18 protein-coding genes are annotated in these 18,799 nt (G+C 70.3%); 8 read left to right on the top strand and 10 right to left on the bottom strand.

The window, feature by feature from the left end:
• The first annotated feature begins 49 nt into the window (after positions 1-49).
• Both lysS and QSK30_RS19600 read left to right on the top strand, forming a co-directional pair.
• Complete coding sequence (gene lysS / locus QSK30_RS19595; protein WP_285504787.1) at positions 50-1,504, top strand: lysine--tRNA ligase; 1,455 nt, start codon at positions 50-52, stop codon at positions 1,502-1,504.
• A 134-nt stretch (positions 1,505-1,638) separates the two neighbouring features.
• Positions 1,639-1,986: a histone-like nucleoid-structuring protein Lsr2 gene (locus tag QSK30_RS19600; RefSeq protein WP_285504696.1), complete on the top strand. Its 348-nt coding sequence runs from the start codon at positions 1,639-1,641 to the stop codon at positions 1,984-1,986.
• Between the two features lie 203 nt (positions 1,987-2,189).
• On the opposite strand, the gene QSK30_RS19605 is transcribed toward QSK30_RS19600, so the two are convergent.
• Positions 2,190-3,029, bottom strand: coding sequence for a (2Fe-2S)-binding protein (locus tag QSK30_RS19605; protein WP_285504698.1), 840 nt, complete (start codon positions 3,027-3,029; stop codon positions 2,190-2,192).
• Positions 3,030-3,405: 376 nt separating this feature from the next.
• Here QSK30_RS19605 and QSK30_RS19610 point away from each other — a divergent pair, with 376 nt between their 5' ends.
• Positions 3,406-5,979 carry an ATP-dependent Clp protease ATP-binding subunit gene (locus tag QSK30_RS19610; protein WP_285504700.1) on the top strand — a complete coding sequence of 858 codons (2,574 nt, stop codon included), beginning with the start codon at positions 3,406-3,408 and terminating at the stop codon, positions 5,977-5,979.
• A 96-nt stretch (positions 5,980-6,075) separates the two neighbouring features.
• Here the strand turns inward: QSK30_RS19610 and QSK30_RS19615 are convergent, their stop codons facing one another.
• The 3 genes from QSK30_RS19615 to QSK30_RS19625 are packed head-to-tail and all read right to left on the bottom strand — an operon-like array spanning position 6,076 to position 7,398.
• Positions 6,076-6,270: a DUF397 domain-containing protein gene (locus tag QSK30_RS19615; RefSeq protein WP_285504702.1), complete on the bottom strand. Its 195-nt coding sequence runs from the start codon at positions 6,268-6,270 to the stop codon at positions 6,076-6,078.
• A 24-nt stretch (positions 6,271-6,294) separates the two neighbouring features.
• Complete coding sequence (locus tag QSK30_RS19620; RefSeq protein WP_285504704.1) at positions 6,295-6,489, bottom strand: DUF397 domain-containing protein; 195 nt, start codon at positions 6,487-6,489, stop codon at positions 6,295-6,297.
• Positions 6,490-6,513: 24 nt separating this feature from the next.
• Complete coding sequence (locus QSK30_RS19625) at positions 6,514-7,398, bottom strand: helix-turn-helix domain-containing protein (protein WP_285504705.1); 885 nt, start codon at positions 7,396-7,398, stop codon at positions 6,514-6,516.
• 126 nt (positions 7,399-7,524) lie between these two features.
• On the opposite strand from QSK30_RS19625, the gene QSK30_RS19630 reads away from it, so the two are divergent.
• Positions 7,525-7,830, top strand: a complete 306-nt coding sequence (locus QSK30_RS19630; RefSeq protein ID WP_285504707.1) for a hypothetical protein — start codon at positions 7,525-7,527, stop codon at positions 7,828-7,830.
• Between the two features lie 91 nt (positions 7,831-7,921).
• On the top strand, positions 7,922-11,092 hold the full coding sequence (locus tag QSK30_RS19635) for an AfsR/SARP family transcriptional regulator (RefSeq protein WP_285504709.1): 3,171 nt from the start codon (positions 7,922-7,924) through the stop codon (positions 11,090-11,092).
• Between the two features lie 81 nt (positions 11,093-11,173).
• Here QSK30_RS19635 and QSK30_RS19640 read toward each other — a convergent pair whose 3' ends face one another.
• Together QSK30_RS19640 and QSK30_RS19645 are read right to left on the bottom strand one after the other, a co-directional pair.
• The gene (locus QSK30_RS19640; RefSeq protein ID WP_285504710.1) at positions 11,174-11,971 is read right to left on the bottom strand and encodes an ABC transporter permease; all 798 of its coding nucleotides are present in this window, start codon (positions 11,969-11,971) and stop codon (positions 11,174-11,176) included.
• Positions 11,968-12,927: an ATP-binding cassette domain-containing protein gene (locus QSK30_RS19645; protein ID WP_285504712.1), complete on the bottom strand. Its 960-nt coding sequence runs from the start codon at positions 12,925-12,927 to the stop codon at positions 11,968-11,970. Before QSK30_RS19645 ends, QSK30_RS19640 begins: the two co-directional genes overlap by 4 nt.
• 125 nt (positions 12,928-13,052) lie before the next feature.
• Between QSK30_RS19645 and QSK30_RS19650 the strand changes: the two genes are divergently transcribed.
• Together QSK30_RS19650 and QSK30_RS19655 are read left to right on the top strand one after the other, a co-directional pair.
• Positions 13,053-13,262 carry a hypothetical protein gene (locus QSK30_RS19650; RefSeq protein ID WP_285504713.1) on the top strand — a complete coding sequence of 70 codons (210 nt, stop codon included), beginning with the start codon at positions 13,053-13,055 and terminating at the stop codon, positions 13,260-13,262.
• Positions 13,255-14,265, top strand: a complete 1,011-nt coding sequence (locus QSK30_RS19655; RefSeq protein ID WP_285504715.1) for an endonuclease/exonuclease/phosphatase family protein — start codon at positions 13,255-13,257, stop codon at positions 14,263-14,265. Before QSK30_RS19650 ends, QSK30_RS19655 begins: the two co-directional genes overlap by 8 nt.
• A 600-nt stretch (positions 14,266-14,865) precedes the next feature.
• Here QSK30_RS19655 and QSK30_RS19660 read toward each other — a convergent pair.
• The 3 genes from QSK30_RS19660 to QSK30_RS19670 are packed head-to-tail and all read right to left on the bottom strand — an operon-like array spanning position 14,866 to position 17,417.
• Entirely contained in the window at positions 14,866-15,663 is a 798-nt protein-coding gene (locus QSK30_RS19660; protein ID WP_285504717.1) for an SIR2 family NAD-dependent protein deacylase, read from the bottom strand.
• Positions 15,660-15,968, bottom strand: a complete 309-nt coding sequence (locus tag QSK30_RS19665) for an antibiotic biosynthesis monooxygenase family protein (protein ID WP_285504718.1) — start codon at positions 15,966-15,968, stop codon at positions 15,660-15,662. The genes QSK30_RS19660 and QSK30_RS19665 overlap by 4 nt, the downstream gene beginning before the upstream one ends.
• Before the next feature lie 9 nt (positions 15,969-15,977).
• Positions 15,978-17,417, bottom strand: a complete 1,440-nt coding sequence (locus QSK30_RS19670) for a M1 family metallopeptidase (RefSeq protein ID WP_285504719.1) — start codon at positions 17,415-17,417, stop codon at positions 15,978-15,980.
• Positions 17,418-17,503: 86 nt separating this feature from the next.
• On the opposite strand from QSK30_RS19670, the gene QSK30_RS19675 reads away from it, so the two are divergent.
• A complete protein-coding gene (locus tag QSK30_RS19675; protein WP_285504721.1) occupies positions 17,504-18,268 on the top strand; it encodes an alpha/beta fold hydrolase in 765 nt (254 codons plus the stop codon).
• Here QSK30_RS19675 and QSK30_RS19680 read toward each other — a convergent pair.
• Positions 18,265-18,777 carry a 2'-5' RNA ligase family protein gene (locus QSK30_RS19680; protein ID WP_285504722.1) on the bottom strand — a complete coding sequence of 171 codons (513 nt, stop codon included), beginning with the start codon at positions 18,775-18,777 and terminating at the stop codon, positions 18,265-18,267. The genes QSK30_RS19675 and QSK30_RS19680 overlap by 4 nt on opposite strands.
• Positions 18,778-18,799 lie beyond the last annotated feature (22 nt).

Genomic DNA, 18,799 nt, shown 5'->3' on the forward strand with positions numbered 1-18,799 from the left:
CGACGAGCGCGTGCCCGACTCCCCGACCGATGACGACCTGCCCGAGCAGATGCGCGTCCGCCGGGAGAAGCGGGCCCGGCTGCTCGCCGCCGGAGTCGACCCGTACCCGGTCGAAGTGCCGCGCACGCACACCCTGGCCCAGGTCCGGGCGTCCTATTCCGAGCTGGCCCCGGACACCGCGACCGGTGACCGGGTGGCGGTGACCGGTCGGGTCATGTTCATCCGCAACACCGGCAAGCTGTGCTTCGCCACGCTGCGCGAGGGCGACGGAACCGAACTGCAGGCGATGCTGAGCCTGAACAAGGTCGGCGAGGACGCGCTTTCCGCGTGGAAGGCCGATGTCGATCTTGGGGACCACGTATTCGTCGCCGGTGAGGTCATCACCTCGCGCCGCGGCGAGTTGTCCGTTCTGGCCGACGAGTGGCGATTGGCGGCGAAGTCGCTGCGCCCGCTGCCGGTCGCGCACAAGGAGCTCGCCGAGGAAACGCGGATTCGGCAGCGCTATGTCGACCTGATCCTGCGCCAGCAGGCCCGGGAGACGGTGCGCAACCGGGCCGCTGTGGTGCGGTCGTTGCGTGAGAGTTTTCACTCCCGGGGTTTCACCGAGGTGGAGACCCCGATGCTGCAGACCATGCACGGCGGCGCCACCGCGCGCCCCTTCGCCACCCACTCCAACGCCCTGGACGCGGAACTCTTCCTGCGCATCGCCCCGGAGCTGTATCTGAAGCGCTGCGTGGTGGGCGGTCTGGAGAAGGTCTTCGAGATCAACCGCAACTTCCGCAACGAGGGCAGCGATTCCTCGCATTCGCCGGAGTTCGCGATGCTGGAGTACTACGAGGCCTACGCCACCTACGACTCCAACGCGGTGATGACCCGCGAGCTCATCCAGGAGGCCGCGCTGGCGGCGTTCGGCTCGCTCACCGTCACGCTGGCCGACGGCACCGACTACGACCTGTCCGGTGAGTGGACCACGCTGACCATGTACGGGTCGCTGTCCGACGCCCTCGGCGAGGAGGTCACCCCGGAAACCCCCGTCGACGTGCTGCGCAAGCACGCCGACGCGCACGGTGCGGAGCTCGACCCCAAGCTCGGCCACGGCAAGCTCATCGAGGAGCTGTGGGAGCACCTGGTCGGCAACGACCTCTACGCCCCCACCTTCGTCCGCGATTTCCCCATCGAGACCTCGCCGCTGACCCGCCAGCACCGCTCGCGGCCCGGGGTGGCCGAAAAGTGGGATCTGTACGTGCGCGGTTTCGAGCTGGCCACCGGTTACTCCGAACTGGTGGACCCGGTGGTGGAACGCGAACGCCTGGAGGATCAGGCCCGACTGGGTGCCGCCGGTGACGACGAGGCCATGCAGCTCGATGAGGACTTTCTGCGTGCGCTGGAGTACGGAATGCCACCGAGTGGTGGGGTGGGAATGGGTGTTGACCGCCTGTTGATGGCGCTCACCGGTCTCGGGATCCGGGAGACCATCCTCTTCCCGCAGGTTCGGCCCGAATGACCCGTTCGGGTATCTGGCACTAACGCAATCGTCGGGATTTGCGCTAGCCTGCCCGTGGCAGTTTTTCCACAGGTGGCCGCGACGCTCATTGAGCTGGCACGCCGGCAGGCACATTCAAGCCCGAGGAGGCGCATATGGCGCAGAAGGTCACCGTCTCGCTGGTCGACGACCTCGATGGTTCCGAGGCCGAGGAGACCGTCGAGTTCGGTTTGGACGGCGCGTCATACCAGATCGATCTGTCCGGCGACAATGCGGAGAAGCTGCGCGACATCCTGGCCGACTTCGTCGACCACGCGCGCCGGTCCGGCGGCCGCAAGCGCCAGCCGGGCAAGGTCGCGCCGGGTCGCCCCCCGCGCACCGCGTCGGCCGACCGCGAGCAGAACCAGGCCATTCGCGAGTGGGCGCGCAAGCAGGGCATGAAGGTCTCCGACCGGGGTCGAATCCCGTCCGAGGTTCTCGACGCGTACAACGAGCAGGCCTGAGGCCCGCTGGATTCGGGGCTGCCGGCTCAGGTCGGCAGCCCCTTGCGTTTTCCGTGATCATTTGTTATCCGCCACCCGCTGTGCGCGGGTGGTCGCGAAAAGAGTTCATTGCCGTCGAGATTGTGGCGCAATCACGCCGGCGTCTCCTCCGGGCCGGGTGAACCGCGGTCCGCTTTCGGCGGCCAATCAAGCACCCGATCCGGTTAATTCGACGATTTGCGGCCCAGTCGCGGGCAGCTCTGGCAGACGCCCTGGCCCTCGGCGAGCAGGTAGTGGAAGCAGCAGCTCTCCCGGCGCCGGGTCCAGGTGGTCGGGCCCGCCGGGTCGGCCACCGGGCGCAGTGTCGAGGCCGAGGTGAACGGCGTCGGACCCGGGCCGAGGACCAGCGCGGCGTCGAGCACGCCGCCGCCCTCGTCGCCGCCGTAGCGGCCCGCCAGCCACAGCGAGTTGTCCAGCACGTCGGTGGCCGCGGCCCACAGCATCCGCTTGCCCAGCCGCACCTGCGGCTCGTACACCGCGACGAACCGCGCGGCGTGCGCGGCGAACCGGCCACGCAGGATCGAGGCCAGCGCGTGCTCGTCGGGCACGACCGTGGCCGAGGCGGTGCCCGCTGCCGGGTCGTCGGGCAGGCAGGCGAAGCGCGGCGAGAGCACCGCGACCGCGGCCGGGTGCGGGCGTGGCTCGGCCATCCGGAACGCGAGGTCGGCCGGGGCCAGCGAGGGCACCCGGCGCTCGTGGTGGAACAGCAGGCCCGCGACGTAGCCGGGCACCGAGAGGTACCAGGTCATCACGTACCCGGCGGTAGTCCTATCGGGTGAATCCGCATAACGGTCTTCCAACCAGCCCGCCAGCCCGGCGCGCCACTCGGCGAAGGCGTGCGGGCGGGACAGGAACTCGGCGCAGCCGATCCACCCGGACGAGTCGGTCGGCAGGCCGTAGCGCACCTCGGTGCGGGCCTGCCGGGCGTTCACTCGGGGGAGTGAATCCGCGAGGAAGCCCTGGCGGTCTCGGGCGCCGGCCCGCAGGCGGTATCCGGCTGTCATCGCCGCTCACCCACCGCCTTACGGGTGCACTCGTTGGGCCACACGGGTGCCTCCTCCCTGGATCCTCTGCTAACTGAGGCTTGCCTTACCTTACCCAGTGTGCCTGACGAACGCCTGTCACGGGGGTGTCCGTTAATCCCACACGTGTGGGTGGCGGATGTGTTCGCGCTCAGCGGACAGGCCATCTCTTGCGGAATCCGACTGCCGACCCGCACGTTGGGGTAGACGTAAGGATCACGGGACGGCAGGCACGACCGGGTTGGGTCGCGAGTGGCACTGAGAGCCGCGGCCGGGCCTACTACAGTGGTCCTACGGTGCTGAATCCACGCGAAGGACGTGGAGAAGGGCCGCCGGCGCAGCAGTCGAGGGAGTGCGAATGTTCGAGAGGTTCACCGACCGCGCGAGGCGGGTGGTCGTTCTGGCTCAGGAAGAGGCCAGGATGCTCAACCACAACTACATCGGCACCGAGCACATCCTCTTGGGCTTGATCCACGAGGGTGAGGGTGTCGCGGCCAAGGCGCTCGAGTCGTTGGGGATCGCGCTGGAGGGGGTGCGCCAGCAGGTCGAGGAGATCATCGGCCAGGGCCAGCACGCCCCGTCCGGGCACATTCCCTTCACGCCCCGGGCGAAGAAGGTCCTGGAGCTCTCGCTGCGCGAGGCGCTGCAGCTCGGGCACAACTACATCGGCACGGAGCACATCCTGCTCGGCCTGATCCGCGAGGGCGAGGGCGTGGCCGCCCAGGTGCTGGTCAAGCTCGGCGCCGACCTCAACCGGGTCCGCCAGCAGGTCCTGCAGCTCCTGTCGGGCTACCAGACCAGCAAGGAGTCCACCGAGACCGGTGGCCGCGGCGAGGGCACCCCCTCGTCCTCGCTGGTGCTCGACCAGTTCGGCCGCAACCTCACCGCCTCGGCGCGCGAGGGCAAGCTCGACCCGGTGATCGGTCGCACCAAGGAGATCGAGCGGGTCATGCAGGTGCTGTCGCGGCGCACCAAGAACAACCCCGTCCTGATCGGTGAGCCCGGCGTCGGCAAGACCGCCGTGGTCGAGGGCCTGGCCCAGATGGTGGTCAAGGGCGAGGTGCCCGAGACGCTCAAGGACAAGCAGCTCTACACCCTGGACCTGGGCTCCCTGGTCGCCGGTTCGCGCTACCGCGGCGACTTCGAGGAGCGGCTGAAGAAGGTCCTCAAGGAGATCAAGACCCGCGGCGACATCATCCTGTTCATCGACGAGATCCACACGTTGGTGGGCGCGGGTGCGGCCGAGGGCGCGATCGACGCCGCGAGCATCCTCAAGCCGATGCTGGCCCGTGGTGAGCTGCAGACCATCGGCGCCACCACGCTCGACGAGTACCGCAAGTACGTCGAGAAGGACCCCGCCCTGGAGCGCCGGTTCCAGCCGATCCAGGTCGGCGAGCCGTCCCTCGAGCACACCATCGAGATCCTCAAGGGCCTGCGCGACCGCTACGAGGCCCACCACCGGGTCACCATCACCGACGCCGCCCTGGTGGCCGCGGCCACGCTGGCCGACCGGTACATCAACGACCGGTTCCTGCCGGACAAGGCGATCGACCTGATCGACGAGGCGGGCGCGCGGATGCGCATCCGCCGGATGACCGCGCCGCCGGACCTGCGCGAGTTCGACGAGAAGATCGCCGACGTCCGCCGGGACAAGGAGTCCGCGATAGACGCGCAGGACTTCGAGCGGGCCGCCAAGCTGCGCGACAACGAGAAGCAGCTGCTCTCGCAGAAGGCCGAGCGGGAGAAGCAGTGGAAGGACGGCGACCTCGACGTCGTCGCCGAGGTCGACGACGAGCAGATCGCCGAGGTGCTGGCGAACTGGACCGGCATCCCGGTGTTCAAGCTGACCGAGGAGGAGACCTCCCGGCTGCTGCGCATGGAGGACGAGCTGCACAAGCGGATCATCGGCCAGGAGGACGCCGTCAAGGCCGTCTCCCAGGCGATCCGCCGCACCCGCGCGGGCCTCAAGGACCCGAAGCGGCCGTCGGGCTCGTTCATCTTCGCCGGCCCGTCGGGTGTCGGTAAGACCGAGCTGTCCAAGGCCCTGGCGAACTTCCTGTTCGGCGAGGACGACGCCCTGATCCAGATCGACATGGGCGAGTTCCACGACCGCTACACCGCCAGCAGGCTCTTCGGTGCCCCTCCCGGGTACGTGGGCTACGAGGAGGGCGGGCAGCTCACCGAGAAGGTGCGCCGCAAGCCGTTCTCCGTGGTGCTGTTCGACGAGATCGAGAAGGCTCACCAGGAGGTCTACAACACCCTCCTGCAGGTCCTCGAGGACGGCCGCCTGACCGATGGCCAGGGCCGGACGGTGGACTTCAAGAACACCGTCATCATCTTCACCTCGAACCTGGGCACCCAGGACATCTCCAAGGCCGTGGGCCTCGGGTTCACCTCCGGCAACGACCAGGGGTCGAACTACGAGCGGATGAAGAACAAGGTCAACGACGAGCTCAAGAAGCACTTCCGACCGGAGTTCCTCAACCGCATCGACGACATCATCGTGTTCCACCAGCTCACCGAGCCGCAGATCATCACCATGGTGGACCTGATGATCAACCGCGTCGAGACCCAGCTGCGGAACAAGGACATGGCCATCGAGCTCACCGAGCGCGCCAAGCTCCTGCTGGCCAAGCGCGGCTTCGACCCGGTGCTCGGCGCCCGGCCGCTGCGCCGCACGATCCAGCGCGAGATCGAGGACCAGCTCTCGGAGAAGATCCTGTTCGGCGAGATCGAGCCGGGCCAGATCATCATCACCGACGTCGAGGGCTGGGACGGCGAAGAGGCCAACGCGGACAAGGCGCACTTCACCTTCCGCGGCGAGCCGAAGCCGACCAAGGTCCCGGACGTTCCGCCGGTAGAGCTGACGGCCTCCGCCAGCCCGACCAAGTCGGAGGGCGACGAGGGTTCGTCGGCCGAGGAAGCGGTCTGAGCCAGGCGGCCTGACCTAGGCGGTCTGACTAGCTAGTCGGACGAAGGCGGTCTCCCCACGGGGAGGCCGCCTTCGCCGTTTCCGGGCCCTGGCCGGTCAGCGCTCGGAGGTGATGCTGCGCAGCAGGGCAGTCATCCCGGCCACCGACAGCGAGATGCGGGCGTCCGGGTTCTTGCTGTCGCGCAGGGCATAGCCATTGCCGAACTGGGCGGCCTCGACACAATCGCCGCCCCCGGTACCGCCATCGCCGGAGAGACTGCTCTTGCGCCAGTTCGCATTGTCCTGGGCCATGGGGAGCGCCTTTCTGGGCGGTGATCAGCGGTTGGCGAAGGTGCTTAGCAATGCGGCCATGCCTGCTGCGGGCAGTGGCAGGCTGGCGGCGGGGTTTTTGCTGTCGCGCAGGGCATAGCGGTCGTCGTTGAGCCGGGCTGCTTCGACGCAGTCGCCGCCGCCGGTACCGCCGCTGCCGGAAAAGCTGCTCTTGCGCCAGGTCACGCTGTCCTTGGCCACGGTGGATTCTCCTCTCGGTGGGGATCAGTCGTAAGTCTTCCCGGTGCTCTTGATCCACGCCAGCGAGTCAACAGGTGAGAGGGCGGAGTCAGTGAGGATGCCCCACCGTTCGATGCAGGTCCGAACCTCGGTGCGATCTTCGATGAAGACCGCACCGCCCGGGCCCTCCGTGTAGCCCACGTCCGGGATCGGGTCCGGCATGGTGAGGATCGAGTATGAGCCGTCCAGTGCGGGGCTTGCGCCGACCGACCTCGGCAGCACCTGGATGGTGGTGTGCTCGGCTTCTGCCGCGTCGATCAGCCTGGCCAGCTGCCCACGCATGACCGAGGGTGTGCCGATGGGTCGTTCCAGCACGGTCTCGTCGAGGATCACGTGGTACCGCAGCGGTTCTGGGCGGGTCAGCACTCGCTGGCGCGCGGCGCGGGCGAGCACCCTGCGCTCCACCAGTTCGTGTGCCATGCCCGGGTTCGCGCCGATGACCAGGGCGCGGGTGTAGTCCGGCGTTTGCAGCAGGCCCGGGACCACCATGGTCTCCAACTGCCGCCGGGCGATCAGGGCCGCTTCGACGTTGAGCAAGCCGTGGAAGTCCTCGGGGAGGTCTTTGCGGATGCCCAGCCAGTAGCCGCGTTCGTCCGCTCGGGCGGCGAGGCCGAGGATCCACTCCCGGACGTCCGGGTCGGTCACGTCGTAGACGTCCAGCAGGCGTTCGACGTCGTAGTCCTTCACGCCCTGCTCGCGCTTCTCGATCCGGCTGACCTTGGAGCGGGACCACTTCCCGCCCCGGTCCTGCAGCCTCTCCACTACCTCGTCCAGGGTGAACCCGCTGCGGTCGCGCAGCTGCTTGAGCGTCTCGGTGAGCTGCCACCGCCGCACGGTCGCGTTGACGACCGGGTTCTCCTGCCTCGACACCGCACTCACCGTTCCTTCGAACGTGTGAAAAATGGGATTCCCGCTTTTATTGCACAGGATGTCGCGTCACTCTAGCTCTTACCGCCGGTGACCGCATCGGCACCACCCGTGAGAACTGGAGCACCCATGATCGACTTGGCCGTGGAGACCACCCCCGAGTTCGACCCTGAGCTGCGCGACCTGGTCGCCGACGCCGCGCCCCGGCTCTTCGCCGTGGTCCGCGAGCCCGACAACGGCGAGGACGCGGCGATCACCGCCTGGGGCATGGCCTTCACCGACGGCGTCGAGGTGATCGGCGTGGACAACCCCGTGCGGCTGTCCATGAGCACCCCGGAACGCGCCTGCGACCTGCTCGCCGACGACGACAGCACCACCTGGCTCATCTGGTCGGACGACACCGGCCAGCCGCAGCCCGAACCCGGCGCTGTCTGACGCATCACCTCCGGCCACCTGCGCCGCAGGCCGCGCGCCGCCTTGCGCGGTCCGCCGACACCGGGCGCGGCTGTTCTGGGAAGCTGTGCTGGTGCAGGTGGCGTTGCTCGGCCCGCTTCGGCTCGCCAATGGTGACGGGGCCGTCGTCGAGCTGGGCGGGGCCCGGTTGCGGATGCTGCTGGCCCGGCTCGCCCTCGACGCGGGGCGGGTCGTGCCGACCGCCGCGCTGATCGACGGGTTGTGGGGTGAGGATCCGCCCGCCGACGCCACCAACGCCTTGCAGTCCCTCGTTTCGCGGCTGCGCCGCGGGCTTCGTCCGGAGGCCGATGGTCTGGTCGAGTCGCACCCGACCGGGTACCGGTTGCTGGTCAGCCAGGACGACGTCGACGTGCACCGGTTCGAGCGGTTGGCCGCGCAGGGGCGGGCCGCCTTGACCGACGGTCGGCTGGCCGAGGCCACCGACAAGCTGCGCACCGCCCTCGACCTCTGGCACGGCCCGGCGCTCGCCGGGCTCGACGACGCGCCGTTCGCGGCGGGGGCGGTCACCCGGCTCAGTGAGTTGCGGGCGGCGGCGGTGGAGGACCGGCTCGACGCCGACGTGCGGTCCGGGCGGCACACCGAGGTCATCGCCGAGCTGCGCACCCTGGTGGCCGAGCAGCCGCTGCGCGAGCGGCCCGCCGCCCTGCTGGTGCGGGCCCTGTTCCTCGCGGGCAGGCAGGCGGACGCGCTGGCCGTCTACGAGCGGGTCCGGGCAACGCTGGCCGACGAGCTCGGCGTGGAGCCCTCGCCCGAGCTGCGCGACCTGCACCTGGCCGTGCTGCGCGGGGAGATCGAGGCCCCGCCCACCCGGCACGTCACCGCCGCGCTGACCAGCTTCGTCGGCAGGCGGGCCGAGCTGGCCGAGGTGTCCCGGCTGCTCGGCGGCACCCGCCTGGTGACCCTCGTCGGGCCCGGTGGCGCGGGCAAGACCCGGTTGTCCACCGAGGTCGTGGCCGCCCAGGACGGTCAGTCCTGGTTCGTCGAGCTGGCCGGCGTCCGCGCGACCGACGACGTCCCGGCCGCCGCGCTGGCCGCGCTCGGGGTGCGGGAGACCAGGCTGATGGACAACCCGGGCACCGGGCCGCGGGTCAGCAACGCGCTCGACCGGCTGGCCGACGTGCTCGGCACCCAGCGCTGCGTGCTGGTGCTGGACAACTGCGAGCACCTGATCGAGGCGGCCGCCACGCTGGCCGACAGCCTGCTCGCCCGCTGCCCCCGGCTGCGGGTGCTGGCCACCAGCCGGGAGCCGTTGGCGATCACCGGCGAGGTCGTCTTCCCGGTCGGCCCGCTGGGGCTGCCGGCCGACGACGCGCCCGCCGCCGAGGTGGCGGGCACCGAGGCGGTCCGGCTCTTCGCCGACCGGGCCGAGTCCGCCGCGCCCGGGTTCCGGGTCGACGGCGACCACGCGGCCACCGTCGCCGAGATCTGCCGCAGGCTCGACGGCCTGCCGCTGGCCCTCGAGCTCGCCGCCGCCCGGCTGCGGTCGATGACCGTCGGGCAGATCGCCGAACGCCTCGACGACCGGTTCCGCCTGCTCACCGGCGGCAGCCGCACCTCCCTGCCACGCCACCGCACGCTGCGCGCCGTGGTCGAGTGGAGCTGGGACCTGCTGGAGAAGCCCGAGCGGGTGCTGGCCGCCCGGCTCTCCATGTTCCCGGCGGCGGCCACCGCCGAGGCGGTGGCCGCGGTCGCGGCCGACGACGACCTGCTCCCCGCCGCGGACGTCGTCTACGTGCTGGCGTCGCTGGTGGAGAAGTCCATCGTGGTCGCCGCCGAGGGCCGCGACGGCCAGGTGCGCTACCGGATGCTGGAGACCGTGCGCGCCTACGCCGCCGAGCGGCACGCCGAGTCGGGGGAGACCGAGCGGGTCCGCGATCGCTACTGCCGCTACTTCCTGGCCTTCCTGCAGGAGGCCGAGCCGCACCTGCGCGGGCCGGAACAGGTCGGGTGGCTGGCCAGGATCACCGCCGACCACGAGAACATGCTGGCCGCCGTCCGGCACGCGATCGGCGCGGCCGACGCCGACCTGGCGCACCGGCTGGCCGTGGGTGCCACCTGGTTCTGGATGGTCGCCGGGCAGCAGCGCGAGGCGATGAAGGTGGTCACCGAGGTCGTGGCGCTGCCGGGGCCCGCGCCCGCGCACGCCCGGGCCACCCTGCGCGCGCTGGCGGCTTTCGCCGAGGCGGGCGGGATCCCCGACCGCGAGGTCGTGCGCGAGCTGCGCGCCGACCTCGCCGCCACCGACGCCATCTCGCACTACCCGATGATGGCCATGGTCGAGCCGCTGCTCGCCGCGTTCTCCGGTGACATGGCGGACGCGCTGGCCAACGTGGCCAGGATGATCGACCACCCGGACCCGTGGGCCCGCGCGCTGGCGCTGCTCGGCCAGGCGTTCCTGCAGGAGAACCAGGGCGACCTGGCCGAGGCGGAGGTGGCGGTGGAGGCGGCGCTCACCCGGTTCCGCGAGCTGGGCGACCGCTGGGGCCAGGCGATGGCCATCGGCCAGGTGTCCGAGCGGCGGTCGCTGCGCGGGGACCACGTCGGCGCGATCGAGGCCAACGAGGAGGCCGTGCGCCTGGTCAGCGAACTGGGCGCGGTGGACGAGCTGCCCGGCAGCCTGGGCAGGCTGGCGATCCAGCGCGGCCGGGCGGGCGACCTCGCGGGCGCCGAGCGCGACGCCCGTGAGGCGCTCCGGATCGCCGAGCGGTCCGGCAACGTGGAGAACCGCGCGGTCCTGCTCGCCTGGCTGTCCACCATCCTGCGCCAGCGCGGCGACCTGCCCGCCGCCCGTGCCGTGCTCAACGCGGGGGAGGCCGCGCTGACCGCGCTGCCCGGTAGGCCGCCGCACTGGCTCACGCTGTACGCGACCGCCGGTGCCCAGCTCTCGATCGCCGAGGGCCACCCGGAGTTCGCCCTGTCCGCGCTCAGCGAGGCGTTGGCCGCGATCGCGAGCATCCCGGACATGCCGATCGCGGGAACACTCGGCGAGGTCACCGCCCAGGTGCTCTTCGCCCGGGGCGACGCGATGGGCGCGGCCCGGCTGCTCGGGGTCGCCGCGGCCGTGCGGGGTGCGCCGGACCTGGGCAACCCCGAACTGGTGGAGTTGACGTCCAAGATGGACGAACTGCTGGGTGCGGACGGCCGCGTGGCCGCGTACGAGTCCGGCATGGCCTTGCCGCGCACGGCGGCGTTGGCCGAGCTGAGCCGGATCCTGGGGAACTGAGGGCGAGCGTAAGTCCACTGTGGACTGCAAACCGGAAGGTCCCCGCCCACCGGTGGTGGACGGGGACCCGAGCGGCTCGGCTCAGCCGACGCGCCTGCGGTAGGCGCGCAGGGCCAGCGGGAAGAACACCGCGGCGATGGCGATGGCCCAGAGGAAGGCCCAGGCGGCGTCGCCGACCCAGTCGCCGCCCAGCAGGAGACCGCGGCCCGCGTTGGTCAGGTGGGTGACCGGGTTGATGTCCACCCAGGCCTGCAGCCAGCCCGGCATGGTGCTCGAGCTGACGAACACGTTGCTGCCGAAGGTCAGCGGGAAGACGAAGGCGACCAGCGTGCCCGGCACCGCCTGCGGGCTCTTCACCAGCATCCCGACGAACACCGACACCCAGCACAGGCACAGTCCGAACGCGATCATCAGCGCGATCGCGATCAGGAACCGGCCCGGGTCGGTCTGCACCCGGAAGCCCATGATGGTGGCCACCACGAACAGCACGGTCAGCGTGGTCACGAACCGCACGACGTCGCCGAGGACGGCCCCGATCAGCGGCGCCGACCGGGCGATCGGCATGCTGCGGAACCGGTCGAACACGCCCTTGGTGATGTCGGTGTTGAGCGCCATGCCGGTGCCCAGGCTGGCGAAGGCGATGTTCTGCACCATCAGGCCGGGCAGCAGCACCTGCAGGTAGGCGTCCGAGCTGCCCTGCAGGGCGCCGCCGAACAGGTAGACGAACAGCAGCAGGAAGATGATCGGCTGCAGGGTGACGTCGAGCAGCGACTCCGGGTTCTTCCGGATCTTGATGATCGCCCGGCCCGCGAGCGCGAGACCGTGCCGCACGGCCAGTCCCGGGCCGACGTGGGTGAGCGGTGGCGTGGCCGTGGTCATGCCAGGCTCCCTTCGTGGACCGGGGCGGTGTGCCCGGTGAGGGTCAGGAACACCTCATCGAGGCTGGGCAGGCGCAGGGCGAGCTCGTCGGCGGTGATGCCGACCTCGTCGAGCCTGCGGACCAGGGTGGAGAGCAGCAGCGGGTTGTCCACCGGCACGCTGAGCACGCCGTTGTCGGCGTCGACGAGCGGCTCGGTGTCGGTCAGGTCGCGCAGGATCCCGGCCACGGCGGGCACGTCCACCGCCAGCGTCGGGCGCACCTGCAGGCTCTGGCCGCCGGTGCGGCGCTTGAGCTCGTGCGGGGTGCCGGTGGCGATGACCTTGCCGTGGTCGATCACCGTGATCAGGTCGGCCAGCTGGTCGGCCTCCTCCAGGTACTGCGTGGTCAGCAGCACCGTGACCCCGTCGTCGACCAGGGCCCGGACGGTGCCCCACACCTCGTTGCGGCTGTGCGGGTCCAGACCGGTGGTCGGCTCGTCCAGGTAGAGCACGTCCGGCCGACCGACCAGGCTCGCGGCCAGGTCGGCACGACGGCGCATGCCACCGGAGTAGGTCTTGATCGACCGGCTCGCGGCGTCGGACAGCTCGAACTTGGCCAGCAGCTCGGCGGCCCTGGCCTTGGCGGCGGCCTTGGACAGGCCGAGCAGCTTGCCGATCAGCACCAGGTTCTCGGTGCCGGACAGGTCCTCGTCGATCGAGGCGTACTGCCCGGTGAGGCCGATCACCCCGCGGACCGCGGTGGCGTCCTTGACCACGTCGTAGCCACCGACCCGAGCCCACCCCTCGTCGGCTCGGAGCAGCGTCGCCAGGACGCGCACCGCGGTCGTCTTGCCGGCGCCGTTCGGCCCGAGCACGCCCAGGATCTTGCCGGTCGGCACGGCCAGGTCCACCCCGTCGAGCGCGAGCGTGGAGCCGAACCGCTTGACCAAGCCCTCGGCCTCGATTGCGTAAGACATGTACCCCCTCCTTCTCGTTCGCCTAAGAGACTCGCGGGCCGCGCTGTCAGCGCCAGCACACGCCACTGTCAGCCCTGTGGACAATTGACAGCGGTTCGCACTGACTGTCAGGCATCCTTGGGCACATGGGCTTGGTGGAGGATCCATTCGACTGGCGGTTGACCAAGGACGGCCAACTGCACGTCGCCCGAGGTGGTCGGGTGGTCACCACGCTGCGCGGCAAGGCTGCGGCCGCGCTGCTGGCCAAGCTCGAGCGGACCGACGCCGAGGGCGCGCAGCAGCTGCTCGCCCGGGCCACCGGCAACTACAAGCGGGGGAACGAACGCCGTGGCTGAGTCCCCAATCCTCTTCCGGGACTACGAGCCCGAGGAAGCACTCCCACCGCGCAAGCGGCGCAGGCGCGGCGTCACGGTGTTCCTGACGCTGCTGGTCCTGCCGGTGCTCGCGATGTGCGTGCTGCGACTGGGCGGGATCGACGGCAACTGGCTGACCGTGGCCGCCCTGGCGGCGATGCCCTACTTCGCCGGCTACGGCCTGGTGGTCACCCTGCTGTCCCTGGTCCTGCGCAGGCGCCTGTTGACGCTGGTCAGCCTGGTCTTGAGCCTGTCCCTGGCGGTCGTGCTGGTCCCCCGAATCCTCCCCGACGGCGACCCGATCCCACCGGGCCAACGCGTCCGCCTGCTCTCGGCCAACCTGCGCCTGGGCCAAGCCGACACCGCCACCGTGCTCCGCCTGGTCCGCGACGCGCGGGTCGACGTGCTCACCCTGCAAGAGCTGACCCCAGCAGCCCTGGACGCACTGGACGCGGCAGGGATCGAGCAACTGCTGCCCTACCGAGTCGTGCGGACATCACCGGGCGGCGCAGGCGGCGGAATCCTGGCGAGAGTCCCACTGCGACAGATCGTGCTGATCGACGACACGTCGTTCGAACAGCCCGCCGCCGTGCTGGACCTGTCGGGAGCGGTGGACCTCGAGGTGGTCGCCATCCACATCGCACCACCGGTGACGGGGGACGCGCAGCGGAAGAAGTGGCAACACGAACTGGGGCTCGTCCCAAGCCCGGACTCACGCGGCAGACCCCGGGTGCTGGCGGGCGACTTCAACGCAACCTTGGACCACCGGGCCCTGACCTCGTTGATCGACAAGGGGTATTCGGACGCCGCCGAGCTGACGGGGGAGGCCATGCGGCCAACCTGGTCCCACGCTCCGTTCGGGCCGCCGGTCACGATCGACCATGTGCTGGTGGACCGGAGGATCGGGGCCACTTCGGCGGCGGTCTACGACCTGCCGGGCAGCGACCACAACGCCCTCTTCACCGAACTGGCCTTACCGCGCTAATGCTGAAGTCGGCCGTTTGCTCAGGTGCTCGGTTTGCGCTGCCAGCCGTTTTGTCCGGGGAGGCGCTAGCGGTGCCGCCCGGCGCTTACTTGGTGGGGCATGCTCGATGGGCTGGAGTGGCTTTGTTTGGGGCCCCTAAGAAAAGAGGCGCCGTGGGTAGAGCGGGTGGGAAAGGGATACCCACCGCCTGGGCCAGGCTAGCGCCTCTTTTCTCCCCAAACAAAGCCACTCCAGCCCATCGAGCACTTGGGCGGGAAGGTGGCAGTTGGGAGGGGTTCGGGCAGGGCCGGGCAGACTGAAGGAAGAGAGGAGGGGAATCCACCTCTCTTTGTCTCTTCCAATAATCGCACTGGCTGGAACCGGCGGCCCCGCTACGGAAGTGCTCGATCTAGTGGACTCCCTTTGTGTGGGGGGAGGTGACCGCTAAACTTGCCTCAGTGGTGGGGATGCCCTTCACCCCACGCTCTTTCCCCACGCGGTCGCCTAGGGGCCTCGCGCAAAGGGAGTTCGCTAGATCGAGCGCCCTCTTACTTGGGTAACCTGTAATGCCTACGCTCCCGACACAGGACGTAGCCCATACAGGCTGAACACGGAGAGAGTTCAGAGCCGCTTCTGGATCTCCGTCAACGCTTCCACCGCGCCCATCGCCAAGGCCACACCTCGACCATGACGGATCTCAGGCTCGCGCGGGTTGATGCGGATCAAGTTCCCCGTGGCCGCGCTCGCCAGTTCCGCGTGTCGTCGAACCGTCGGGATCGCCGTGCCCGCGCCGATTTCCAGTACCACCAGGTTCCGGCCCCGCAACGACCGGCGCCATTCCGATAGTGCGTCCAGGTCCGCCTGGCTGCGGTCCGGTACCCAGTGCGCGTCCCCGAACATCAGGATGTTCGGCCGGGCCAGTGCCCCGCAACTCTCGCAGGTGGGCAGCCCGCCGACGGCACGCATCGTTTCCGGGTCGACCTCCACGTCCACCGTCGCCGCCCATACCGCGCGGCGGCACGGCAGTGTGCACTGCAAGTGGTGGATTGAGCCGTGGACCTCGGCTACGTCAGCGAAACCCGCCAACTGGAACTGGCCGTCCACATTGGACGTGAAGGCGCGGGCGCCCCAGTCCCGCAGGATCGCGAAACCCGCGTGCGGGATCGTGTTCCGGTACAGCGCGAGCCGGTGTCCGTAGAAGCCCCAGGCCAGTTCTGGGTCTTCCACGAAGTGCACCGGGTCGGCCAGTTCCTCGAACCGCAGGCCGAGTCGCTCGTACGGTGGGTATGCCCGCCAGAATCCTGCGCCGCCGCGGAAGTCCGGGAGGCCGGAGTCGACGCCCATGCCTGCTCCGGCGCACACCAGGACCGCGTCCGCGCCGGCCACCAGTTCGGCCGCGCGGTCTAACCCGTCGCTCACTCCCGAGGTGCCGCGCTCTGCACGACCTCGAACTCCAGCAGGCTGGAGCCGGAGCCGACCGGCTTGGCGCGTTCGCCGGAGTGGGCCTCGCGGGCGGAGCCGTTGACCCAGGCCTGAAAGTGCTCCTCGGTCTCCCATCGGGTGTAGACGAAGTACCGGGTCTCGCCCGCCGTCGGCCGCAGCAGTTCGAAGCCGAGGAAGCCGGGCTCCCCGTCGACCGCGCCCAGCCGCGCGGCGAAGCGCTTCTCCAGTTCGGGGCCGGAGCCCTCGGGGACCTCGATCGCGTTGATCTTCACGACTGCCATGGGGCCAGCCTACTTGCGCAGCGACCCCGGGTAGAGCAGGTCCTCGGCCGGTTTGTCCGCTTGGTGGAACCAGGCCTGCAAGAACGCGCTCTGGTCGTGCCCGGAGACCTCGTTGACCATGGCCGTGAACTCCGCCCAGGACGCGTTGCCGTCGCGGTGGGTCTGGGTCCACTTCTTGAGCAGCGTGTCGAACCTCTCCTCGCCCAGCTGCCTGCGCAGGGCGTGCACGGCGAGTTGGCCCTTGTCGTAGACCGCCGTGAACTCGTTGCCCGGGCCCATGTCGACCAGTCGGCGCTTCCAGAACTTGTCCGAGGCCCTGGCCACCTCGGTGCGGAAGGTCGCGTCGAGGTCCTCGCCCTCCTTCTCCCGCCACAGCCACTGCGCGTAGGAGGCGAAGCACTCGTTCAGGCAGACGTCCGACCACCGTTCGAGGGACACGCTGTCGCCGAACCACTGGTGGGCCTGCTCGTGCACGATCACGTCCAGGTCGGCCCACTTGGCGTAGGTGGGCCTGCCCTGGGTCTCCAGCGAGAACCCGATGCTCTCGTTGAGGAAGATCCCGCCCGCCGCGCTCTGCGGGTACGGGCCGAACTTGCCCGCCAGGAACGCCAGCACCTCGGGCACCCGGGCCTCGACCCGCCGCTTGTCCTGCGCGCCGGGGGCGTAGGCGTTGACGACCGGGGTCCCGTCGGGCAGCGCCGACCGCTCGAAGGTCCACCGGTCGATGCCGACCGTGGTCAGGTACGGCGCGATCCGGTTCGGCTCCACCCAGGTGTAGGTGGTCCAGCCGCCCTCGGTCTTGGCGGGTTCCTCGCGGCCGTTGGAAATCACGCTCCAGCCGTCCGGGACCCGCGCGGCCAGCCGGAAGGTGGCCTTGTCCGAGGGGTGGTCGTTCACCGGGTACCAGCTCGACGCCGAGTGCGGCTCGCCCGCGGCGAAGGCGCCACCGGACTTGGCGATCTGCCAGCCGCCCGCGCCAAGCGTGCTGTCCTTGTCCGCGGTGGGGACGCCCGTGTAGCGCACCCGGGTGCGGAACGTCGCGCCCTTGGTCAGCGGTGCGGCCGGGGTGATCACCAGTTCGTGCTCGCCGTCGCGGGTCGTCGCGGCCCGCCCGCCGTCGACGTCCACTTCGGACACGTCGAAGCCGGTCAGGTCCAGGTTGTACCGGGACAGTGCCGCGGTCGCGGTGGCCACCACGGTGGTGTCGCCCATCAGCTGCCGGGTCGCCGGGTCGTAGCTGATGGACACCTCGTACGCGGTGACGTCGTAGCCGCCGTTGCCGTCGTCGGGGTAGTACGGGTCGCCGATGCCGGGCGAGCCCACCCCCCACGGCGCGGGCTCGTTCGACTTGCTGAACTTCCCCGTCTCGTCCCCCGCGCTCGTGCAGGCGGTGAACATCGTGGCCGTGAGCAGCACGCACACGACTCGGACGGGGGCGACCCGGGGCATCGCGACAACTCCAAGCTGGTTCGGGGGCGGCCCCATCATGGTCGCCCGGCTGTGTAGCCCGGGTTCGTTCGGGCAGACTCAGGCCCATGAGCAGGCCGGACGTGGTCACCTTCGGCGGCGACGGCCCGCCGATCCTGCTGCTGCACGCGCTGATGGGCCGCGCGTCGACCTGGTGGCCGGTCGCCCGCTGGCTCACCGCCTACGGCCGGGTCGTCGGCCTGGACGCCCGCGGCCACGGCCGCAGCCCGTTCCGGGGCGGTCAGTGGCGCACCCCCGACTTCGTCGCCGACGCCCGGGAACTGCTCGACGACTTCGGCGAGCCCGCGGTCGTGATCGGACACTCCATGGGCGGCCTGCACGCCATCGCACTCGCCGCCGAGCACCCCGACGCGGTGCGCGGGATCGTGGTCGAGGACGTCGGGATCGACCTGCGTGGACGCACTGTGGACGGTTGGCGCTCGCTGTTCGACGCCTGGCCGGTGCCGTTCCCGTCGCTGGGCCACGTGCGCGCGTTCTTCGGCCCGGCGGGCGACTACTTCGCCGAGTGCGTCGAGGAACGCGCCGACGGCTACCACCTGCTGGCCGGCCCGGACGAGCTGTTCGACGTCGCCGCGGAGTGGGGCGAACGGGACTACTGGGACCTGGTGGAACGGGTCCGCTGCCCGGTGCTGGCGGTGGAGGCCGAGTTCTCGGTGATGCCCGCCGGGCAGCAGGCGCAGATCCCGCTGCGCGCACCCGGCGGCGGGACGCACCTCGTGGTGTCCGGCAGCGGCCACCTCATCCACGACTCCGCGCCCGAGACCTACCGGGGCGCGGTCGAGGCGTTCCTATCCGGGTTGCTGGGCCGCTAGAGGTCGACCAGGACCTCGACCTCGTGCGACGCGGTGTCCAAGATCGCGACCTGCCGGGCCCGCGCCTGGATCGACCCGACCGGGAAGAGGGCCTGGAAGCCGCGGACGATGTCGTCGTCGGGCACCCCGTGCAGCAGCGTGCAGTGCGGCACCCACGAGCCGGGCAGGTAGTAGCTGTTCGGGTGACGGACCTTCCCCGCGAGCACGTCGTGCACGGCCGAGTGCACCGCGAGCAGCTCCCCGTCGGTGACCGCGCCCAGCATGAGCACGTTCTCGCTGGTGGAGAAGGTCGACAGGGCGTGCAGCCACAGGTTGGGGACGGCGAGCAGCTTGAGGTCCGCCTTGAGCGCCGCCCGGGTTTTCTTCGGGATCTCCGCGGCCATCCCGAACGTCACGTGCGGCGGGAACTTCCGCGCGGACGGGAGTCCAGCGGCGTCGAGCCGGTCGAGCAGGTCCGTGACGGCCCGCTCCGCCTGCCGGTCGAACAGCACCACAACACCCTGCGCCATGTCGCGAGCCTCTCAGGACCGG

Origin of the sequence: Actinokineospora sp. NBRC 105648, from assembly GCF_030269645.1 — a bacterium.
Lineage (GTDB): Bacteria > Actinomycetota > Actinomycetes > Mycobacteriales > Pseudonocardiaceae > Actinokineospora.

What these genes read in the sequence shown, in the direction of transcription:
- QSK30_RS19640 (WP_285504710.1), bottom strand. Translation starts at nt 11,971, where the DNA reads ATGACCACGGCCACGCCACCGCTCACCCACGTCGGCCCGGGACTGGCC.
- QSK30_RS19615 (WP_285504702.1), bottom strand. Translation starts at nt 6,270, where the DNA reads ATGGCCCAGGACAATGCGAACTGGCGCAAGAGCAGTCTCTCCGGCGAT.
- QSK30_RS19670 (WP_285504719.1), bottom strand. Translation starts at nt 17,417, where the DNA reads ATGCCCCGGGTCGCCCCCGTCCGAGTCGTGTGCGTGCTGCTCACGGCC.
- QSK30_RS19680 (WP_285504722.1), bottom strand. Translation starts at nt 18,777, where the DNA reads ATGGCGCAGGGTGTTGTGGTGCTGTTCGACCGGCAGGCGGAGCGGGCC.
- QSK30_RS19665 (WP_285504718.1), bottom strand. Translation starts at nt 15,968, where the DNA reads ATGGCAGTCGTGAAGATCAACGCGATCGAGGTCCCCGAGGGCTCCGGC.
- QSK30_RS19600 (WP_285504696.1), top strand. Translation starts at nt 1,639, where the DNA reads ATGGCGCAGAAGGTCACCGTCTCGCTGGTCGACGACCTCGATGGTTCC.
- QSK30_RS19650 (WP_285504713.1), top strand. Translation starts at nt 13,053, where the DNA reads ATGGGCTTGGTGGAGGATCCATTCGACTGGCGGTTGACCAAGGACGGC.
- lysS (WP_285504787.1), top strand. Translation starts at nt 50, where the DNA reads ATGCGCGTCCGCCGGGAGAAGCGGGCCCGGCTGCTCGCCGCCGGAGTC.
- QSK30_RS19610 (WP_285504700.1), top strand. Translation starts at nt 3,406, where the DNA reads ATGTTCGAGAGGTTCACCGACCGCGCGAGGCGGGTGGTCGTTCTGGCT.
- QSK30_RS19630 (WP_285504707.1), top strand. Translation starts at nt 7,525, where the DNA reads ATGATCGACTTGGCCGTGGAGACCACCCCCGAGTTCGACCCTGAGCTG.
- QSK30_RS19605 (WP_285504698.1), bottom strand. Translation starts at nt 3,029, where the DNA reads ATGACAGCCGGATACCGCCTGCGGGCCGGCGCCCGAGACCGCCAGGGC.
- QSK30_RS19645 (WP_285504712.1), bottom strand. Translation starts at nt 12,927, where the DNA reads ATGTCTTACGCAATCGAGGCCGAGGGCTTGGTCAAGCGGTTCGGCTCC.
- QSK30_RS19675 (WP_285504721.1), top strand. Translation starts at nt 17,504, where the DNA reads ATGAGCAGGCCGGACGTGGTCACCTTCGGCGGCGACGGCCCGCCGATC.